The sequence below is a fragment of the Vibrio sp. Vb1166 genome, from assembly GCF_033338695.1.
GTDB lineage: Bacteria > Pseudomonadota > Gammaproteobacteria > Enterobacterales > Vibrionaceae > Vibrio > Vibrio alginolyticus.
Genome location: NZ_JAWOTE010000003.1, coordinates 164,133 through 179,304 on the forward strand (window position 1 = coordinate 164,133; position 15,172 = coordinate 179,304).

Genomic DNA, 15,172 nt, shown 5'->3' on the forward strand with positions numbered 1-15,172 from the left:
TGTTTTATAGGTGAAATGTCAGTAAAGTACTTACTTCACTTTCCACTCGATCTGTTCATTTGCTCGAATAGGCACAACGATATCATTGCCAAATGGCATCGTTTCTGGCACATCCCAAGCGGATTTTTCTAACGTTACCGTATCTGTGTTACGTGCAATGCAGTAAAAATCAGGACCGTTGAAGCTTGCGAAAGCTTCCAAGTTTTCCAACTTGCCTTCTTTTTCGAAGACTTCTGCATAAAGCTCTAGCGCAGCGTGTGCAGTGTAAGAACCAGCACAACCGCAAGCCGATTCTTTTGCCCCTTTCGCATGTGGCGCTGAGTCTGTACCTAGGAAAAACTTCTTGCTACCACTAGTTGCTGCTTCGATCAGCGCTTGCTGGTGGGTTCCGCGCTTAAGAATTGGCAAACAGTAGAAATGAGGTTTAATACCACCCACAAGCATGTGGTTACGGTTGAAAAGAAGGTGGTGGGCAGTGATGGTAGCCGCTACGTTGTCTGAGGCATTGTTAACGAAGTTTGCTGCGTCGGCGGTGGTGATATGTTCTAGTACGATTTTAAGATTAGGGAAATCATTGACGATAGGAGCGAGGACGGTATCAAGGAATTCTTTTTCTCGGTCGAATATATCAACATCGTGATGTGTTACCTCCCCATGAACCAAAAGTAACATTCCTACTTCTTCCATTGCTTCTAAAACGTGATAAATGTTTTTCGCATTGGTCACACCGGAATCTGAGTTTGTTGTGGCGCCAGCAGGATAGAGCTTGGCAGCAACAATGTGTCCGGTTGCTTTAGCCTTACGTATTTCGTCTGGTGTCGTGTTATCTGTAAGGTAAAGCGCCATTAAAGGCTCAAACTGTTCGCCATGTTGCTCTTTGAGAATTCGGTCACGGTAGGCTAGGGCGAGCTCAGTTGTAGTAACAGGTGGGACGGTATTTGGCATAATCAGCGCACGGCCATTGTAGCGGCTGATGTCGCGAACGGTGTCTTTAAGAACTTCCCCATCGCGTAAGTGAACGTGCCAGTCGTCAGGACGAGTGATAGTCAGTGTTGTCATTAATTGCTCCCACCATTGAAAAGTTGTCTGATTGGAGCCTAAGCGCCGTATTTGCTTTTGAGCAAACGCTTGCGCTTAGGCGACAGGATGATAGAGGAATTGCCCTCATATTTCATCCCATTTTTCAATTTTATAAAGAGTGAGAGTGTAAGTGGTTACTTCATTGTTAACCAAAGCGCGTGGATCGTACCTGGTAGAAAGAAGAAACACGTCAATATTAGATTAATCAAAAAGTCTTTATTTAGACCTTTCTCCATAAACACCGCGACAGGCGGAAGAAAGATACATAACAAAATCAGAACCAGTTTTCTTGTATCCATAATTAAGCTCCAAATCGATAAATGGGAGTAGTGATAACTTGGGTGAATTATGTGTGTCGTATCACACTTTATCAAACGGTATTTGGTCAGAACGGTGTTAAAAAACGCGAATATTGAGTGTAGTAAATACTTGTCACTAAAACCAAATTTATAAGAATATGGTTTCGAGAAAGTTGAAATGGATGAAGAGGCAGTAGACTCTGCAACTTAATGTGATTTGAGTATACAATACCGCAACAAATAAAAAACACCCGTAGGAAGAAGGCTATGTCGCAACCCGTTTTATCCCAAATTAATGTTTTTCCGGTTAAGTCAGTTGGCGGATTATCGCTGTCGTCCGTATGGGTTGAGAAGCAAGGATTGAGCTTCGATCGTCGCTTTATGATTGCGAAAGCTGATGGCTCGATGATCACTGCGCGAAAGTATCCGCAAATGGTAACCATTAAGTCTGCCTTATTGTCCGATGGAGTGGTGTTTAGTAGTTTGGGTATGGAGCCACTTAAAATCCGTTACCAAGATTTCAAAATGCAGGAGACACCTGCAACAGTTTGGAAAGATACATTTACTGCCTATACCACGACAGATGATGCAGATGACTGGTTTAGTCGTGTGTTGGGGCAACGCGTTGAGTTGTTGTTTAGTGGTGAGCAATCGAATCGTGTCCGTGAAAAGCTAGGTCAAAACGTCAGTTTTGCTGATGGTTATCCGGTTTTAGTGATCAGCCAAGCTTCACTTGATGAGCTGAACCGAAGAAGTTCAGAGCTACACTCAATGGATCAGTTTCGTACTAACTTAGTTGTCTCTGATACTAAGCCATTTGAAGAAGATTCATGGAAGCGCATACGAATCGGTGAGGTAGAGTTTGAGTCTCTCAAACCTTGCGAGCGCTGTATCCTGACTACGGTGAATCCCCAAAGAGGCACATTCCGTGAGAGCAAAGAGCCGCTCAAAACCTTGCAACAGTTCCGTGCAAACGATGTCGGTGGTGTGTTCTTTGGCCAGAATCTTGTCGCGCGAAATGAAGGCATTATTCGTCAAGGCGATAAAGTTGAAGTATTGGAGTACAAAGAGCCGGAGTTTTACGCAGATAACTCGCCAGTGCGCATGAAGCTTACATGTGTTGAGCGTGAAGAAATTGCCCAAGACTTTGTGACCTTATGGTTAGAGCCAAACAAAGGTTCGTTGCCTAATTACTTGCCAGGACAACACCTGCCAATAGAGGTGAATATTGATGGTAAGAAAGTGGGTCGACGCTATACCTTATCATCCAGTCCTTCTCGCCCGGGTCGTTATGCTATTTCTGTAAAGCGTATCGCGGGTGGAAGAGTCTCTAACTCACTCTTAGACAACTTACAAGTCGGTGATGTTTTAGAGGCAGAACAACCTGACGGTCAGTTCCACCTTAAAACGCATGAAGCGCAGCCTCTGCTGTTACTCTCTGCGGGTAGCGGAGTAACACCAATGTTATCAATGGTGCGTTACTTAGCGGATCACAATCAGTTGGATAATGTGGTTTTCTACCATCAATGTCGCACCGAGAATGATATTCCTTGTCGCTCAGAGTTGGAGCAGTTAAAGCGTGAGCACCCAGGGCTAGAAGTAAAAGTCTGTTTAACGCAACCTGCTGTTGATTGGTTTGGTTTGAAAGGGCGTTTAAGTTTGTCACACATTAAGCAAATCAAAGATGTTGAACAGCGGCAGGTGTTTGTGTGTGGCCCGGATGGCTTTATGGATAAAGCAAAAAGTCTTCTACTAAGAAAAGGGCTGCCAGAGGAAAACTACCATCAAGAAGCGTTTGGAGTTTCTTCTCTTACGTCAAAGCCAGAGAAAAGTCTCGCTATTGACTTTAATGGAACTAAATTCGTAGGCAACAACCAAAAAACGTTGTTAGATCAGCTCGAAGATGCAGGGAAGGTTGTTAGTAATAGCTGTCGTGCTGGCTTATGCGGCGCGTGTAAGGTTCAGCTTACGTCGGGTCAAGTACATCATCCGGACGTGCCCGCGTTGACTGATGAGGAACGTGCAATGGGAATCGTATTGGCGTGTTGTGCTGTGCCAGAGACGGATGTAACAGTAACCAACTAGGCGAGAGCCCTTTTGTCCTTCGACAAAAACTGTTCCTAGACAAAAAACGCTGCTATTTTTAGCAGCGTTTTGAGTTTTAAAGAGAGCTGAAAATATCGCTTAGTCGTAAATCGTCGGGATTGGCTGGCGTTTGTGCTGCGTTGCTTTGTAAATCGCTACCAGACGGTCACTCACTTGCTGTGGAACAGGTTTGCCCTCTAAGAAGTCGTCGATTTGCTCGTAAGTTAGGCTTAGGGCATCTTCGTCTGCTTTCTGTGGAGCAAGCTCTTCTAAGTCTGCTGTTGGCACTTTCTTCACTAGTTGCTCAGGTGCACCCAATGTAGCAGCCACTTCACGAACTTGGCGTTTACTTAATCCGAACAATGGTGCCATGTCACAAGCGCCATCACCAAATTTAGTGTAGAAACCAGTGATGTTTTCTGCTGAGTGATCAGTACCAAGAACAAGGCCGCCTACGTAGCCCGCGATCTCGTATTGAGCAACCATGCGAGCACGCGCTTTTACATTGCCTTTTACGAAGTCGACTTTTGCTGCATCAGTTGGTAAAAGACCTGTACCTTCTAATGCAACGTGAGAAGCCGAATGAAGCCCATCAACACCTGGTTTGATGTTTACCGATACAGAATGGGTTGGCTGGATAAAAGACAGAGCGAGCTGAGCCTCATCTTCATCTTTTTGCTCCCCATAAGGCAGGCGAACTGCGATAAATTGGTAGCTGTTGTTGCCCGCTTCTTCGTTCAGTTGGTCTACAGCCAACTGAGCTAAACGACCGCATGTCGTTGAGTCAACGCCACCGCTGATGCCAAGAACAAGAGACTTACAGCCCGCTTCTTGCAATTTACGCTTAATAAAAGCGACACGGCGTTCAATTTCAAAATGCGGATCAATTGAAGGGAGTACGCGCATTTCGTCACGGATGGATTGTTCCATTTAGGGTTCCTTTTCCTGCAAATATTTCAGACTCTAAAGCACATTTGCTCAAATGGTGATAAACCATACAGTTGAGGCTCATTAAACGCGACTTTAGGGTCAAAAGCTGTAAAGATTAGTAGTATCATACCGAATTCATCAGATTAGAAAACTCTCTTCAACCAGGTAATCACCGGATATGAAAAAAATCGCCATTTTTGGTAGTGCATTTAACCCACCTAGTTTAGGGCATAAAAGTGTTATTGAGTCATTGAGCCACTTTGATCTTGTGCTACTTGAGCCAAGCATTGCACACGCTTGGGGCAAGAACATGCTTGATTACCCAACTCGGTGCAAAATGGTTGATGCGTTCATCAAGGATATGGGGCTTTCTAATGTTCAGCGTTCTGATGCAGAGCAAGCTTTATACCAACCTGGACAAAGTGTGACGACCTATGCGTTGTTAGAAAAAATTCAAGAAATTTACCCAACTGCCGATATAACTTTTGTCATTGGTCCTGATAATTTCTTCAAATTTGCTAAATTTAGTAGAGCTGAAGAGATTACGGAACGTTGGACTGTTATGGCATGTCCTGAAAAAGTAAAAGTCAGAAGCACAGATATTCGCAAAGCATTGGCCGAGGGTGAAGAGATCGGCGCCTATACAACACCTTCCGTACGTGATTTATTACTTAGTAAAGGCTTATACAGAGAAACATTGTCTGGGAACTGAGAGGTCAGATTTTCATGGTCAGAGTAGTTTTATTTAGTGCATGTGCGCTGCTTGTGGTGACACAAGCTCATTCCGCGTGTAACTATTTTTCTGATCGTTCCGTGGTGTTTGAAGATAACACGCTTCCAATCTGTGAAGAAATTTTAGATTCCATCGGCGTGTTAAGTACTGAAGCATTGATTTGGTATGCAGCGGAAGCGAAGCTTGAAGGACCAACAGAAAACTATTGGGAGGAGTGGGCGATTAAGCCGGAAGACACCCCACTTCTAACTCAAAACTTAGAAAAGAATTACTTTGGTCTTGGTTTTTGGATGCCGGAAGAGCTTCGAGACGAAGAGAGTAAAATGGATACAGAAGAGTGGCTTCGTAGTCACGGGTTGATGTTCAGCGTTGGTTTTGGTGATAAATCCGACGGACAGCCAAGAATGCGGTTTGATTATCGTTGGCACGAATATTATGACGCTGACTGGATGATGCAGATAGAAGTACCTTTCTAGGCATCTCAAGCAAATGAAAAAAGGGCGTACATTATCAATGTACGCCCTTTTTGTTTTAATCTACTTTCTGTATCCGTAACTCTACGTAATGCTGAAAACGTAGCTTGTTAAAGAGCAAGTTATAGCGCTTCTCCAAAGACTAAAAAGCAAAGCTGTTCATATTCTTCGGTGTTACCAGCAAAAAGAGAGTCAACAATTTGCTCTTCCTTCTTCCCCGACAGTTTCATTTTTCTTGCTTCACGTAGTGTTAGTACCAAGCAAAGCTCTTTAGAAATATTCATGTCACAGCCAGGAGTCCATTGATTGATGGTTCTCGTTAACGTTGAGTGCGCTAGTTTAGGAGACAGCGTCAATACTTCATGTCTTACTACTGTCAGTAGATCGGTTTGCAGATCCGAGCGTTCGGCAGTTGTTGCTAGCTTCTCGACGAGCGCTTTTAGTAGCGGTGAAGGCTTCACAAAGCCCGCCTGTTGTGAGAAGTCGTCATTTAAACGCACAGAAAAATCACAACGATATACACGAGAATTAGGTAAAAAGGTGAGGGAGCTCAAACATCCTTGAGGAATCCAAAAATATTGGCCTGGTTCAATGGCATACTCCTGCTTACCCAATTTAATGACGGCTAACCCTTCGATGACAGACAGTAGACTGTGCTTCAGTGCTTTTTTACGCGCAGCTACATCAAGGAAGGGGTATTTAGCGTCGTGAAATTCAATTGCGTAGTTCATTATGAGTACCAGTGTTTTTTGGCGCTAAGGGTAACGTTAAACCCATACGATTCCAACCTGCTGAGAGAATTTTTTAGCATGATAAATGGTGGCTTAACTGGTATGACCATGTTAAAAGTATGGGTTGAAATGCTGCTTGTCAGCAAAACTATGCGTAAAATGTGCCAGCTTTTTTTGATATGTAATGAACAATGACAGCCAATACCGATCCTTATATTGAAATTCGTCCTTACAACGACGAAGAAATTCCAGCAGCGCTGGATCGTCTAATCCAAGATGATGAATTTATCACTGCTATCCTAGAACATCGCTTTGCTAATAAAGCAGCGTGGTTCAAAACGCTAATGAGCCCGATCCTGCGCATCTACCTGAAAGCCAAGTGGAGCAAGCTTGATTCTGTCGAAGCAATTCAGATTGAAGTGAAGAAGTATCTGAAAGATACATTGCATAAGACAACGGATGGCGTCACTTTTTCTGGTTTGGATAAGCTGGATAAAAACACGTCATACCTATTCGTTTCTAACCACCGTGATATTGCGATGGACCCTGCGCTCGTAAATTATGGCTTGTACCAAAGTGGGCACCGTACAGTTCGTATAGCGATTGGCGATAACCTGCTGAAGAAGCCATGTGCGACAGAATTGATGCGACTCAATAAGAGCTTCATCGTTAAGCGCTCTGCTAAAGCGCCTAGAGAAATGATGAAAGCATTGGGACAACTGTCAAGCTATATCAAACATTCGCTTGATACTGGCAATTCAATTTGGATTGCCCAAAAGGAAGGCCGTGCTAAAGATGGAAACGACTTTACTGATCCTGCGATTTTAAAAATGTTCCATGTTGAAGGTCGTAAACAAAAGATCAGCTTTGGTGAGTACACGCGTTCTCTGAAAATCGTTCCTGTCTCGATTGCCTATGAAAATGATCCATGTGACATTGCCAAAGCAAAAGAGCTGTACGAAAAAGCAGAAAATGGCCGCTATGAAAAAGGCGAATTTGAAGATATCGAAAGCATCATTCAAGGTATCGTTGGCTATAAAGGCCGTGTACATGTTGCGTTTGGTGATGTGATTGAGCAAGAGTTTGAAACGCCGGAATCTCTTGCTGGTGAAATCGACCGCCAAATTCACAACAACTACAAGTTGTACCCAATCAACTTGTTAGCTGCTGGGCATGAAGATTCGAGCATCATTACGGAAGCGGTTAAGCGTCATCTCGCGGATAAGTTGGATCAGCTACCTGAAGGCGCAAGACCTTATTTGGTGGCGAGCTATGCTAATCCTGTGAATAACCAAGAGTAATCTTCGTCACTGAACTCGTTGATTCAGAATGCCTTAAAGCCTCGGTCTGCCGGGGCTTTTGTTTATCTGCTCTTTAAGGTGCGACGGCACCACCAAGGGTTAAATTGCTGGGCCATTTTGTGATCCTGTTACCACCTAAATAGATATTCCCTTTCACCGTCATTGTGTCTGGAAATACTTTCAGCGCTGATCCTCCAATATAGAGATTACCATCAACCACCAATCCTTCAGGAAGATCAGAAATGGGAGTGCGAATAACACTTAGATCACCTTTTACTCGAAGTTTAGCTGGAAGCGATTTTAACGGTGTATCCGTCAGATTTAGGTAACCGCCTAGTTTGATACCTTTAGGCCAGTTTTCGATCTTACTACCTAGTAGGTTTGCATAGCCTTTTATCTTTGTTCCTGAGCGAATAAATTTGAGTGCGCTGTTAGTTGCTTCCAGACTGCCTTCAACATCAAGCCCTTTAGGCAAGGCTTTGATAGGGGTTTGTGAGATGTTTAAGTTGCCCTTTACCACTAGGCCAGAGGGTAGTTGGGTGTAAGGCTTGTTTCTAAGATCAAGATTGCCGTAATTATCGATGTGACCAAACTTAGAATAGTAATCTAGCTCATATGCCAAAGGAGACGAGCAGAGCAGGATTGAAGTAAGGCATAGGGAAACAAAACGCATAGTCAAAGATTTAGTTAAATACCGAGATCAACAGGTACTTATCTTATACTTAAATAAACCTATTATGCATTTTTTGCTTACAGTTTTTGATTCATAACTTAAATATTCAAATTAGAGATGCACGCTAAAAGTGTGCGCTTCTTTACTGCGCTAAGTAACTTCAAGCTTACTAAAATGAGATAAATTAAATGATTGAATGTGAAGCAGACCCAAGTGTAGAGGTGAGAAAAATATCAGTAGATATTTGAATAATATGAGATTCTTCCAAGAACTTCACAAGGGTCCTTGTTAGTATTATTGAGGTTTGAGGGAGATTTTCATGAAGTTAAAAAGTGTATCTATTTTTACCGCTGGTGTTTTTGCAGTACTGCTGTCGGGTTCCGTTTTTGCTAAATCATACAGTACACCAGAAAACAAAGCGCTAATAGTTGCTGACGGTAAGGTAGGTCAGCGTATCTGTTACTACGATGATAAAGCCTACACCACAGGGGCCGTGATTAATGTTGAAGGCGTATTACTGATGTGTACCGCTGAGAACGATTTTGAAACCAATGGCTCGTTAAAGTGGGTCGTGTTCAAAAAAGATAAATAAACGCGCCGAAGTTGTCTGTTTCATTTAGAGCGGTTTAAGATTAAGAGATTGGAAAAATAAAAAGCGAGCATCATGCTCGCTTTTTTCATTAACGCGCGAGTGAGCGAGTTTTTAATTCAAAGATAAGTTTTTCAGCACTTACTTCAAATTTGAATCGAGCCGTCGCTTGGTTCGATTCTTCGGTTATTTCTGAAACATTGTATTCAACATCAGCACATACTGATTTAGCGAGCTCGATGTATTTTTGTAGTTCAGACTCTAGCTCTGTTTTTGTCTGTGCGAAAACCGTTACGTCGGCAACTTCGTCACCTTCTTTGATGATAAAGCCTATCTCGCCAGCACAGCCGCAGGCCTCACATACTTGGTTTTTTTCTAATTCGACACTCATAACGAATCCTCTTGTAAATACTAAGGGTATTCTATCAGGTATTTGATCTGTATCTACAAAAATGACGACTTTTGCGTAAAAAAGGAACAGAGTAGGCACTTGTTAAGTAAGGGTTAAAGATTGGATTACTAAATCATCAAGAACGTTAATGTGATATATATCAACATTTAAAATCAATTAACGAACATAGTGACGAGATTTTGCTCAGTCCAGTTGAACTAATGGTTAATTTATAAGACTATTTCTTGATTGATTATTTTTAATAATTATCATTCTTGGTCTTTGAATAGTTTCGATGAATAATTGGCGCAAGGTTTTGATGAGACTAACTTTTCGCCTTATTTTGAGTAGCATGTATTGACAAAAACATAACTGAAAATTACACATTACGCAGTGTAAAGACGTTATGGTTTGGAACTCGACATGATATTAAATAGTCGCAATACATATACCCAAAGCGCTTTCAAGTGCAGTGCTTAGCAACCTGATTTCTAGGTTTTCGCTAATCGAACCGCATCGGCGAGCCGGGTATAATGCTAAGAATGATTTCATTCTGGCCTCATTTAATAGTGAGTTAGATGGATTTACAAAGAGAAGAGCTTAAAATATGCCAAAGCGTAGTAAAGAAGATACCGAAATCACTATCCAAAAGATCATGGATGCCGTTATTGATCAGCTACTCAGATTAGGTTACGACAAAATGTCGTACACGACGCTAAGCCAGCAGACAGGTATATCGCGTACCGGTATTAGCCATCACTTCCCTAAGAAAACGGACTTCACCGCCGCACTGGATGGCCGTATCTTTAAAATGTTTATTGAACACTTAGAGTTTGATAAAGGATTAAATGCATTTTCACAAAGTTGGATTAAAGCGCTGGAAGATGCTGAGTTTCTCGCGATTTTACGACTGCTATTCCATCACATTGTCACCGCTGAAAATGCGCAAGAATTTGCTGCTAATGGTATTGACCGCTTATACAAAATGGTTGAAAGCCAGTTTGGTGCGGGTGGTGACAAAGAGCTTGAGTGGTTGATTGGTCGATCATTGATCCAAATGAGCAAGTAATAGCCTTTAAAGCCCCAAATTCTGCCACTATCAAAGCAAAGGCCCGCAATTCTCATATTGCGGGCCTTTGTCGTATCAAAGTGTTTTAGAGACGGCTTAGAGGAGATACGCTTTATGCTGCGGCATGCACTTGAGGGAAGTCTAGCGTCGGATGTTTTGTCACAATAGATCGATAGCCATAAACTTGCTCAATGCGCTCTGACGTTAGTGCATTCCATGGCGTGTCATCACAAACTAGTTTCCCGTTATGCAAGAGTACAAGGCGGTCTGCGTACTGAGAGGCTAGATTCAAGTCATGTAACACCACAACCACCGCAGCGTTCTGTGCTTTTGCCGTTTCACGAGCAATTTTTAACGTGTTGTGTTGATGGGCGAGATCCAACGCTGAGGTAGGTTCATCAAGCATTAAGATTCGTTTTTCGCCAGATTGATGTAGTTGTGTCATCACTCGTGCTAGATGCAGTCGTTGCTTTTCTCCACCAGATAAAGACGGGTACAGGCTTTCTGCTAAATGCAATACGTCGGTTTGTTCCATGTAATGTAAAGCCAGTTTAGTGGTTTCTTTATTGGACAGTGATAGCGGTATTGCCCCCAGCTCTACTACTTCTCTGGCTAGAAATGGGAAGGTTAAGGTGCTGTGCTGCGGGAGCATTGCAATATGTTTGGCGCTTTTTTCAGGCTCCCAATCATGCTTTTGTTTACCGAAGTAGGTGATGTGATGATTCGAAGAGATCTCACCGCATAGAAGCTTGAGTAAAGTACTTTTACCTGCGCCATTGGGGCCGAGTAGGGCGGTCACTTCACCAGCTCGGATATCAATGTTGATGTCATCGAGCACCACACGGTTGCCATACGTCATCGAAATGTTTTTCCCCGATAAAACGATCTGGTTCATTACAAAATCTTCCCTTTTTGCTGGAACAATAAGTAGATGAAAAAGGGCGCGCCAATCAATGCGGTCACGATTCCAACTGGTAATTCAGCTGGTGCCACGGCAACACGAGCAAACATATCTGCGGCAGTAAGAAGCAGTGCTCCCATTAAGGCAGATATTGGTAATAGCGTTCGATGGTCAGGCCCAGCGAGCATGCGCCCTAAGTGAGGAATCACGAGCCCAATAAAGCCAATTGCACCACTGATGCTCACCGTAATACCAACACCCAGTGCAGAAAGTAAAATAAGCTGACGTTTGAGTTTTTGAACCGGAACTCCTAAGTGTCTTGCTTCTGATTCCCCTAACAACAGAGCATTCAGCGCCATCGACTTCTTCTGAAACCAGAGCAATAGGATGACGAGTGTTATAGCAGATAGAGCAATCCCTGACCAATTTGCACCAGCTAATGAGCCCATCGACCAAAGCGTCAAATCTCGCAGCATCTGATCATCTGCGATAAAGTTCATGTAGCCAATCGCAGCCCCCGAGAGCGCGCTGATGGCAACGCCGGCTAACAACATAATTGTAACTGAGGTACCAAACTTACTTGTGCCGAGTTTATAAACGAGAATAGTCGTTAGTGCACCGCCAAGGAAAGCAAAAAGAGGCAGAGCCGCTAAGTTCATTAGTTGCGGATAGTTTTGGCTAAATTCAGCAAATACAACAATAGCGAATGCACCACCAAGAGCAGCGCCAGCAGACACACCAATGATACCAGGCTCGGCTAATGGGTTACGGAACAAGCCCTGCATAACCACACCACAAATTGCTAAAATGGCGCCGATGAACATACACAAAATGGTGCGAGGCAATCGGATTTCGTTAATGACCAACTGAATGTGAGGAGCGAGATCAGAACTGCCTCCCGTTAGGCTACGCAAACTGTCAGCAAAGCTAATGTTCATTGGGCCAACGGTAATAGAGGCGATAGCAATAAATGCTAAAAATCCACTAAGCACTGATAACGTCGTTGAAAGGGGGATGCGTCTTAACAACATGTCATGTCTCTATGGGTAAAGCAGTGCATTCAAGCGTTTAGCTTCTGCAAGGCTTTTAAGGCCCAAACCACCTACCAGAGCATGACCATCAATCGTTATGATGTCTTTGTTCTTTCCAGCGGGTGTTGCAGCAAGAAGCGGCATTGCTTTTAAAATTGCATCGGCACCACCCAACGTTTCATAGCTGCGACCACTAACAAGAATCACGTCAGGCTGCATCTCTACCATCGCTTCTGTGGATAGAGGCTTGTAAGACGAGAGTTGTGTAGCGGCTGGGTTTTGTCCGCCGGCGAGTTGAATAATTGCATCGGGTGTCGTTTGTGAGCCCGCCACATTTGCAGGTCGCCCTTCATGGATCAGCAGAAAGAGCACTTTCTTTTTCTTTGCTTGATCAGGCTGGTTTGCATTGAGTGTTTGTACTTGCGCCTGGACATCTTGCTTTAAGCTTTCAGCTTGATCTTTGCGATCCATAAGGTTCGCAATTTGATCAATACGTTGATAAAGGCCCTCGACATTTGCATCAGTATTAACGATTTCTACCTCTACGCCAGCCGATTTCAATTGGCTCAATGTTGTTTTCGGCCCCATCTCATCAGAACCAATGACTTTTGTCGGACGTAAGGCGAGCAACCCCTCCGCTGAAAGACGACGATGGTAGCCCACTTTAGGCAGTTCCATGCCTTTTGGTAATTGACTGGTGACGTCGATAGCAACCAAGCTATCTTTAGCGTCGAGTTCAAGCAAGAGTTCAGTGACGGCGCTGCCTGCGCTAACAACGCGCTCTGAGGATGGCGTTTCATTGGCAAAAAGTTGACTACTCGCGAGTAGGGAAATAGCTGCCGTGACAACAGCATGAATAGTGATGCGTGTGTTCTTCATTTTGAAAGGATCTCTATCTTACTTATTTTTATGATGGCTCTTCAGTGAGTAACTGAGTTGCTTGAATTCCGTTTTCTTGTAAAAAGCCGAGAAGTTGTACTAGCGACTGAATATTCGCGGTTTTTTCTGCTCCAATTACAATCGGTTTATCGCTTGACTTACTCTCTTCTAACAGCGCGAGGGTAAAGTTGTCCCAATCGATATATGTCTTGCCGTTAATAGCCCAGTAAGGCTCGTCTTTAAGAATATTTACCGTGATGGATTGCTTATCGACATCTGCAACAGCCTGAGATTCTGTGCTCGGTAAATTGACGTCTAATGAATCGAGTTTGACCGCTGCGGTTAACATCAGGAAAACCATGACGATAAAAATAATGTCTAACAGCGGTGTTAAATCGGGGGTTAAACCGTTACGACTATTTTCTTGTGGTGTTTTAATCATTGAGTTGCAGCCTCAATCTTCTCAGAAGAGCGCAGTGTTACCTTTGAGTGGTCTGGCGAGACATGCTGTAACGAGATACCTTCAAGCCATAAGTTGACGTAGTTTAAAGTGTGCTCAAGCTTGGCGATTACACGATCCGCCCACAAACCAATGATCTGCGCTCCTGAAATGGCAGGAAGTGCTATAATGAGACCTGCGGCAGTGGTGCGCATAGCAAGACCTAGGCCGTCAGCCAAATCATTCGGAGTGATATTCCCCGTTGAAACCGCGATGCCTTTGAACATGTCAATTAAGCCAAGTACTGTACCAAGCAAGCCAATTAAAGGACTGATGACACCAATCAGCGTCAGCAAACGAAGGCCGGAATGCAGCTGATGGCGTTTTTCTTGCAGCCAAATACCTGCGGCATCTTCTCTTAAAGATTTCGAGAAAGAATGATGAGCAAGCAACATCGCAACACCACGGTACAGAAGCGGCCGCTTATTCGACAACTCTTCAGCAAGTGCTTCAAGCTCGCTTCCATTTGTTGGGTCTAATCCTGTGAGCTTTTGGCGAATGGCTCGCTTTCCTACACCAAGGCTAATTAACACATGGAATAATCGCTCGGCGATGATCATCACGGTTAGAGCTGAGCAAATGATCAAAGGCCATGTCATCAGCCCAAATTGAGTTTGTAATTCTTGTAGTTGTTCCATTATCCATCCAACTTAAAACGAACAGGTACTTGTACTCGGTGAGCGACTTTTAGCCCACCTGAAATATGTGGTGTAAATTGCCACTGTTTGATCGCACGAAGTGCTGAGGCATCTAGCGACTCTGTGCCGGAAGACTCAATCAAAACCTGTTTAATCTGGTTACCATTCTCATCTAGCCATATCTCATACAAGGCTACACCTTCGATACCGCGTCTTTGTGCAGACCTTGGGTAACGGGGTTGTGTTGGTTGACTCACAAACGTTGGTTTGTCGACCAAGACAGGCTGAGACGTTGCCCCTTTGGATTGGCTCGCAGGTGCGGATTGTTGAGCTACCGTCTCTTTCTTCACCGGTTCCGTTTTTTTCTTTGGTTTCGCTTCGGGCTGAACCTTTTGCTTTGTTACGGTTTTGGTGGGCTCGACCGTTTTAGGTTTAGATTGTTTAACCGGTTCTGGTTTTTTCTCTACTACCTTCTTCTTAACAGCGTCTTTCTTGACGACCTGTTTTTTTACAATCTTCTTTTCTGGTTCAGGTTGGTCTTGAGGCTGCTCTTTTGGTGGCGCTACATTTTCTGGTGTAGATTTTTCGACAGCGGGAGGAGCAGACACAAGATTTAGACTTACCGAACTTGCTGGGTTTCCAGCCGGCATCGCGAACACCTTTGTCTCTTGAGAAACAAAAAGAAGTGCGGCATGGATGGCAAGGGAAGCACCTCCTGCAATGACATATCTTTGTACGTTCACGGAATATCTCGGGAAACTATGAAAACTTGGGCAGATTATTACTTACAATGGAAATAAGATCAATTATCAATTGCATTATCATTACGCTCAAATTATGATTCTTGCAGAATTTTTAAGATCAGCTTCC

The 15,172-nt window shown here is 43.6% G+C and carries 18 protein-coding genes; 6 read left to right on the forward strand and 12 right to left on the reverse strand.

Annotated features, from left to right (window positions below):
- Nucleotides 1-30: 30 nt before the first annotated feature.
- A complete protein-coding gene (gene pyrC / locus R7E51_RS05120; protein WP_017821241.1) occupies nt 31-1,059 on the reverse strand; it encodes a dihydroorotase in 1,029 nt (342 codons plus the stop codon).
- A 155-nt stretch (nt 1,060-1,214) separates the two neighbouring features.
- Nucleotides 1,215-1,379 (reverse strand): YqaE/Pmp3 family membrane protein, encoded by a 165-nt coding sequence (locus R7E51_RS05125; protein ID WP_005375297.1) that lies wholly within the window; start codon nt 1,377-1,379, stop codon nt 1,215-1,217.
- A 267-nt stretch (nt 1,380-1,646) separates the two neighbouring features.
- On the opposite strand from R7E51_RS05125, the gene R7E51_RS05130 reads away from it, so the two are divergent.
- Nucleotides 1,647-3,464 carry a hybrid-cluster NAD(P)-dependent oxidoreductase gene (locus R7E51_RS05130; protein ID WP_206957817.1) on the forward strand — a complete coding sequence of 606 codons (1,818 nt, stop codon included), beginning with the start codon at nt 1,647-1,649 and terminating at the stop codon, nt 3,462-3,464.
- Nucleotides 3,465-3,563: 99 nt separating this feature from the next.
- Here R7E51_RS05130 and nadE read toward each other — a convergent pair whose 3' ends face one another.
- Entirely contained in the window at nt 3,564-4,394 is an 831-nt protein-coding gene (gene nadE, locus R7E51_RS05135; protein ID WP_017821239.1) for an ammonia-dependent NAD(+) synthetase, read from the reverse strand.
- A gap of 178 nt (nt 4,395-4,572) precedes the next feature.
- Between nadE and R7E51_RS05140 the strand changes: the two genes are divergently transcribed.
- Entirely contained in the window at nt 4,573-5,106 is a 534-nt protein-coding gene (locus R7E51_RS05140) for a nicotinate-nicotinamide nucleotide adenylyltransferase (protein WP_005375300.1), read from the forward strand.
- 14 nt (nt 5,107-5,120) lie between these two features.
- The gene (locus R7E51_RS05145; protein WP_017635276.1) at nt 5,121-5,603 is read left to right on the forward strand and encodes a hypothetical protein; all 483 of its coding nucleotides are present in this window, start codon (nt 5,121-5,123) and stop codon (nt 5,601-5,603) included.
- Between the two features lie 119 nt (nt 5,604-5,722).
- On the opposite strand, the gene R7E51_RS05150 is transcribed toward R7E51_RS05145, so the two are convergent.
- The gene (locus R7E51_RS05150) at nt 5,723-6,331 is read right to left on the reverse strand and encodes a hypothetical protein (RefSeq protein WP_005375302.1); all 609 of its coding nucleotides are present in this window, start codon (nt 6,329-6,331) and stop codon (nt 5,723-5,725) included.
- Nucleotides 6,332-6,522: 191 nt separating this feature from the next.
- Between R7E51_RS05150 and R7E51_RS05155 the strand changes: the two genes are divergently transcribed.
- The gene (locus R7E51_RS05155) at nt 6,523-7,632 is read left to right on the forward strand and encodes a 1-acyl-sn-glycerol-3-phosphate acyltransferase (RefSeq protein ID WP_206957815.1); all 1,110 of its coding nucleotides are present in this window, start codon (nt 6,523-6,525) and stop codon (nt 7,630-7,632) included.
- A 73-nt stretch (nt 7,633-7,705) separates the two neighbouring features.
- Here R7E51_RS05155 and R7E51_RS05160 read toward each other — a convergent pair whose 3' ends face one another.
- Complete coding sequence (locus R7E51_RS05160) at nt 7,706-8,305, reverse strand: hypothetical protein (protein WP_047101745.1); 600 nt, start codon at nt 8,303-8,305, stop codon at nt 7,706-7,708.
- A gap of 319 nt (nt 8,306-8,624) precedes the next feature.
- Here R7E51_RS05160 and R7E51_RS05165 point away from each other — a divergent pair, with 319 nt between their 5' ends.
- Nucleotides 8,625-8,897, forward strand: a complete 273-nt coding sequence (locus R7E51_RS05165; protein WP_005375306.1) for a YnjH family protein — start codon at nt 8,625-8,627, stop codon at nt 8,895-8,897.
- A gap of 88 nt (nt 8,898-8,985) precedes the next feature.
- Here the strand turns inward: R7E51_RS05165 and R7E51_RS05170 are convergent, their stop codons facing one another.
- The gene (locus tag R7E51_RS05170; protein WP_005375307.1) at nt 8,986-9,285 is read right to left on the reverse strand and encodes a YfcZ/YiiS family protein; all 300 of its coding nucleotides are present in this window, start codon (nt 9,283-9,285) and stop codon (nt 8,986-8,988) included.
- 607 nt (nt 9,286-9,892) lie between these two features.
- Between R7E51_RS05170 and R7E51_RS05175 the strand changes: the two genes are divergently transcribed.
- Nucleotides 9,893-10,354, forward strand: a complete 462-nt coding sequence (locus tag R7E51_RS05175) for a TetR/AcrR family transcriptional regulator (RefSeq protein ID WP_005385033.1) — start codon at nt 9,893-9,895, stop codon at nt 10,352-10,354.
- Nucleotides 10,355-10,466: 112 nt separating this feature from the next.
- Here R7E51_RS05175 and R7E51_RS05180 read toward each other — a convergent pair whose 3' ends face one another.
- The 6 genes from R7E51_RS05180 to R7E51_RS05205 are packed head-to-tail and all read right to left on the reverse strand — an operon-like array spanning nt 10,467 to nt 15,045.
- Entirely contained in the window at nt 10,467-11,249 is a 783-nt protein-coding gene (locus tag R7E51_RS05180) for a heme ABC transporter ATP-binding protein (RefSeq protein ID WP_005385036.1), read from the reverse strand.
- Complete coding sequence (locus R7E51_RS05185) at nt 11,249-12,286, reverse strand: FecCD family ABC transporter permease (protein ID WP_053350537.1); 1,038 nt, start codon at nt 12,284-12,286, stop codon at nt 11,249-11,251. Before R7E51_RS05185 ends, R7E51_RS05180 begins: the two co-directional genes overlap by 1 nt.
- Nucleotides 12,287-12,295: 9 nt before the next feature.
- Nucleotides 12,296-13,165: a heme/hemin ABC transporter substrate-binding protein gene (locus tag R7E51_RS05190; RefSeq protein ID WP_206957813.1), complete on the reverse strand. Its 870-nt coding sequence runs from the start codon at nt 13,163-13,165 to the stop codon at nt 12,296-12,298.
- Between the two features lie 28 nt (nt 13,166-13,193).
- Nucleotides 13,194-13,607 carry an ExbD/TolR family protein gene (locus tag R7E51_RS05195; RefSeq protein ID WP_005375322.1) on the reverse strand — a complete coding sequence of 138 codons (414 nt, stop codon included), beginning with the start codon at nt 13,605-13,607 and terminating at the stop codon, nt 13,194-13,196.
- Nucleotides 13,604-14,302: a MotA/TolQ/ExbB proton channel family protein gene (locus tag R7E51_RS05200; protein WP_005385044.1), complete on the reverse strand. Its 699-nt coding sequence runs from the start codon at nt 14,300-14,302 to the stop codon at nt 13,604-13,606. The genes R7E51_RS05195 and R7E51_RS05200 overlap by 4 nt, the downstream gene beginning before the upstream one ends.
- Nucleotides 14,302-15,045, reverse strand: a complete 744-nt coding sequence (locus R7E51_RS05205; RefSeq protein WP_021707650.1) for an energy transducer TonB — start codon at nt 15,043-15,045, stop codon at nt 14,302-14,304. The genes R7E51_RS05200 and R7E51_RS05205 overlap by 1 nt, the downstream gene beginning before the upstream one ends.
- Nucleotides 15,046-15,172 lie beyond the last annotated feature (127 nt).